Genomic DNA, 3,079 nt, shown 5'->3' with positions numbered 1-3,079 from the left:
GTTGAAATCAAGATTAATATTAATTTTAGTGCTCTGTTCATAATGTTTGCCAACGGGCTTTTATAAGATTTGTGCGACTTAAAAATCGGAGATTTTTCGGTTGTAGCAAATCGCTTGTTGAATGTTTGTCGGTTCGTTATTTAGTTTAAAAGTAAGCATAAATTTTATGAGTTGTTATGCACTGGCTTTTTCTATCTGTTTTCATTGTTTGTATGTTAACATCATTGCTGTTGAAATACTTCCATATTTTTTCCATTTAGCGTGAGTTCCATATTTATAATAATGTGTCGAACTAAATGATGGAATTAGGATTGGCAAACTCAATTTATCTCCTTTTTCTGAAGCTTTAATCCATTCAACTGTTATAATTATATCTTCTTGAGTTTTAATTCCGTAATCTGATAAATCGGCAGTTATCCAACCTGTCAATTGATTGTCTGCTGGAATAAGAATATTCGTGTTATTTATTTTCTTAGATGGTTTATTATTTTCTATTGTGTAGAAATTTAGTCTAAACAAAACCGATTCAAAATTATTTTCTTTGAGGAAGAATTTAAATTCTTTTAATAAACTTGGTTTTTTTGTTCCTAAAGAAAATTTTCGACCAATTTCAGAACCTAAATTCAGATTTTTCAAACTAGGAATAGCAAAAAAAACTTCATTTTTAGTTTTTGTTTTTTCCTTTCCTTTTGTATAAGTCTTTAAATTACTGGAATTTATTAAAATTTCATCAAGTTTTTCTGTATAATTATTCAAAGAAATACTCAAATCAGTTTTTTCACTTAACAAACTTTTAATTACTAATTCTTTAGGTTTAAAACCTAAACAAGAAATCTTTAACGTGTCTGAAATGAAAGAATTATTAATGTTTAAATAAAATTCTCCATTTTCATTTGTAACTGTTCCTACGGGTTTATTTAGAATTCCGACATTTACATATTGAATTGGGTTTTTCAGACTGTCTGTTATAATTCCTTTAATCTCTCTTTCTTGTGAAATGGAAAAAGTAGAGTTAAGAATTACATAAATTAATATTATAATCTTTTTCATAAATTTCATAGTATATTTTTTATTCAATTTTTTTTGAAATCCGCTTGTGCATAACGGGATTTTATAAGATTTGTGCGACTGGAAAATCGGAGATTTTTCGGAAGTAGCAAATCGTTAGTTGAATGTTTTTCGGTTTGTTATTTAGTTTAAATGTAAGCATAAATTTTATGAGGTGTTGCCCACTGTATTTTTATTCTTAACTACCTAAAACATAAATCCTATACCTAGTTGAAATCCATTATTTTTTGCATCATCATCAATCGAATCAGTTAAGCCTTGAAAATATCTTACAGACCCAAAAAAGTTTTCTTTGAATTTATAAGAAATACCTAATATTCCGCTAAACTCAAAACTATTTCCTTTAGCATCTATATATTTTCGTTGTATTATTTCTTCTCCAATAATTATATCTTGAAGAGTTGGTCGAAATGCTTCATCATTAATTAAAAAGTTAAAAGATGGTCCAAATTCTATTGACCAATTATTAGATAAATATACCTTAGCTAAAATAGGTACTAGAATATAATCTAAACTATATTCTGTCAATAATGGTCCTCCACCAACCATTGATAGTTTTGCATCAGCACCTTGGGTTGAGTATAAAATTTCAGGTTGAATTGAAAATTTATTACTGAATGGAATTTCTGTAACTAATCCGATATGAAATCCTATTTTACTATCGCTCTCATAAAAATTATCTGAAGTCATATTACTAAAATTAATTCCGCCTTTTACTCCGAAATCAACTCCTTTTTGAGCATTAACTGTTGTAAAAGTGAAGATGATAAGTCCAATAATTAAAAGTGTCTTTTTCATTTTGTTTGTATTTATTAAATTATTTTCTATTTTAATATTTCATCCAATATAGTGGGCAACGAGTTTCTTTATTTCGCAATATAAAATATTGCTTGTTAACTTTACTAAGAAACAAGAGGAGAACTAAAACGAGTTTTAGATTAACAGCTCTTTTATAAGTGTTAGTCCTCTTGTCTCTCTTAGGTTGCTTAGGACCACTTGGAATACCAGGTTTATTAGAACCCATTAAAGGTAATAGTCATAGCAACAATTATTAATTTAATTATAAAAATATGAAAAATTATGTAGATGTAATCGGTATTGATGTATCAAAATTAACAATAGATGCTTATATACATAAAAAAGGTGTGCACCGTTTATTTTCAAACAATACAAAGGGATTTAAAGAGCTATTATCTTGGTCAAAGAAACATCTTGATACGCTTTGTATTTTTTATTGTTTTGAGAATACAGGAAACTACTCCGTAAACCTTTCAATTTATCTAGAAGAAAGAGCCATTGATTATGTAGAAGAAAACCCTTTATTGATAAAACGTTCAGCTGGTATTGTTAGAGGGAAGACAGATAAGTTAGACTCAGCTATGATAGCCCGTTATGCTTGGCTTCATAGAGAGGAACTAAGTCTAAGTAGCGCAAAGAATAACGAATATTTAGAATTAGGAAGACTACTAGCATTTAGAGACCAGTTAGTGCGTAACCGAACAGGTCTGTTGAGTAGTTTAAAAGAAATTAAAAACCTTTTAAGCAGCCCTTCTACAGATATTTGCTGTAAGAGCTTACAGCGTAGTATTTCGTATATTACAAAGCAGATTTTAGTGCTTGAAAACAGAATGAAGACAATCATAAAATCTAAAAAATCATTAGATACTAATTTTACACTTTTAAATACAATGAGAGGTGTTGGTTTAATTCTCTCGTGTCAATTACTCTACCACACTTCAAACTTTAAAAGGTTCAATAATTGGCGTCAATTCTCAAGTTACTGTGGTACAGCGCCTTTTGCATATAGCTCAGGAACGAGTATCAATAGAAACAACAAATGTCATCATGTTGGAGACAGGAAAATGAAGACTTTATTGAGTTTGGCGAGTGTTTCTGCAATACAACATGATAGCGAATTAAAATTATATTATAAGAAAAAAATAGCAGAAGGAAAACCAAAACTGGTTGCATTAAACAACGTTAGAAATAAAATATTAGCACGAGCTTTTGC

At 28.9% G+C, this 3,079-nt stretch carries 3 protein-coding genes; 1 reads left to right on the top strand and 2 read right to left on the bottom strand.

The genetic code is table 11. The features are described 5' to 3' along the window. Positions 1-201: 201 nt before the first annotated feature. Positions 202-1,050, bottom strand: coding sequence for a carboxypeptidase-like regulatory domain-containing protein (locus tag Q0352_RS03740; RefSeq protein ID WP_299523850.1), 849 nt, complete (start codon positions 1,048-1,050; stop codon positions 202-204). A 204-nt stretch (positions 1,051-1,254) separates the two neighbouring features. Further along, the gene (locus tag Q0352_RS03735) at positions 1,255-1,866 is read right to left on the bottom strand and encodes a porin family protein (protein WP_299523847.1); all 612 of its coding nucleotides are present in this window, start codon (positions 1,864-1,866) and stop codon (positions 1,255-1,257) included. A 272-nt stretch (positions 1,867-2,138) separates the two neighbouring features. On the opposite strand from Q0352_RS03735, the gene Q0352_RS03730 reads away from it, so the two are divergent. After that, a partial coding sequence (locus Q0352_RS03730; protein ID WP_299523844.1) for an IS110 family transposase occupies positions 2,139-3,079 on the top strand: 941 nt, incomplete at its 3' end.

The sequence above is a fragment of the uncultured Lutibacter sp. genome (genome assembly GCF_937891065.1).
GTDB lineage: Bacteria > Bacteroidota > Bacteroidia > Flavobacteriales > Flavobacteriaceae > Lutibacter.
The sequence above is the reverse complement of the archived record's forward strand: the minus strand, read 5'-3'. Positions and strand labels throughout refer to the sequence as shown.